The following is a 1,491-nucleotide window of genomic DNA, read 5'->3' on the forward strand; positions in this document are numbered from 1 at the left end:
TCCCGCAACCCCGATGCCGCAACCCCCGACGGGTATCACACGACACCGGTTTGGCCTGATCCGCTTTCGCTCGCCACTACTCACGGAACATCCTTTCCTACAGGTACTGAGATGTTTCACTTCCCTGCGTACCCCCCAGCACAAAAGGCTGGTGCCACCCCATCGAGGGTGGCGGGTTCCCCCATTCGGAGATCCTGGGATCGAAGCCCTGTCGGCGGCTCCCCCAGGCCTATCGCGGCCCCACACGTCCTTCATCGGTCCTGTCCGCCAAGGCATCCACCACTGCGCCCTCACCAGCAACACACACGCGCCACCGGCGAAAACCAAATTCGCGAATACATCGGACGACACATCAACACAACATGTCAAAATGATCACAAAACGACCGAACGAACACCCAAGACAAAAAAACATCTCGGAGTCCATTCGAAATCAACAGAAACAAGAAAAAACAAAACTCTTTCTTGCTCGCGTCCACTATCCAGTTCTCAAACCACCAACACACACCAGACCACGACCGACCCCCACAAAAAGAGGAAGCCACGCGGCCCGGAGGCATCGGACCCGCACACCGAAGAACCCGCACGGGAACACCCGCGCGCGTCCCGGCAGTGGCGGTCCGGGAACCCAAAAGCATGCCACACCACCCACACCGGCCACCCCCAACGGAGGCGACCCCACAGCCCATGATCTCTTCCACACCAGCGACCCCGACCGACCGTGCGACGATCGCACGCGCGGGGCACACACCGGACGCCTACCGGCATCCTGAATTCTCCGTAGAAAGGAGGTGATCCAGCCGCACCTTCCGGTACGGCTACCTTGTTACGACTTAGTCCCAATCACGAGCCTCACCTTAGACGGCTCCGCCCCAGCGAACTGGGTTAGGCCACCGGCTTCGGGTGCTGCCCACTTTCATGACTTGACGGGCGGTGTGTACAAGGCCCGGGAACGCATTCACCGCGGCGTTGCTGATCCGCGATTACTAGCGACTCCGCCTTCATGGAGTCGGGTTGCAGACTCCAATCCGAACTGAGACCGGTTTTCAGGGATCCGCTCCATGTCGCCATGTCGCATCCCGCTGTACCGGCCATTGTAGCATGCGTGAAGCCCTGGACGTAAGGGGCATGATGATCTGACGTCATCCCCACCTTCCTCCGAGTTGACCCCGGCGGTCCCCCGTGAGTCCCCAGCCGAACTGCTGGCAACACGGGGCGAGGGTTGCGCTCGTTGCGGGACTTAACCCAACATCTCACGACACGAGCTGACGACGACCATGCACCACCTGTGAACCCGCCCCGAAGGGAAACCCCATCTCTGGAGTCGTCGGGAACATGTCAAGCCCAGGTAAGGTTCTTCGCGTTGCATCGAATTAATCCGCATGCTCCGCCGCTTGTGCGGGCCCCCGTCAATTTCTTTGAGTTTTAGCCTTGCGGCCGTACTCCCCAGGCGGGATGCTTAACGCGTTGGCTCCGACACGGGACCCGTGGA

General features: G+C 60.4%; 2 rRNA genes. Both read right to left on the minus strand.

The features are described 5' to 3' along the window. Window positions 1–304: ribosomal RNA gene (locus tag AC1AYN_RS10490) — 23S ribosomal RNA — on the minus strand; the annotation flags it as partial. Window positions 305–783: 479 nt separating this feature from the next. Further along, window positions 784–1,491 (minus strand): 16S ribosomal RNA (locus tag AC1AYN_RS10495); the annotation flags it as partial.

The organism is Bifidobacterium sp. LH_413 (genome assembly GCF_056357015.1).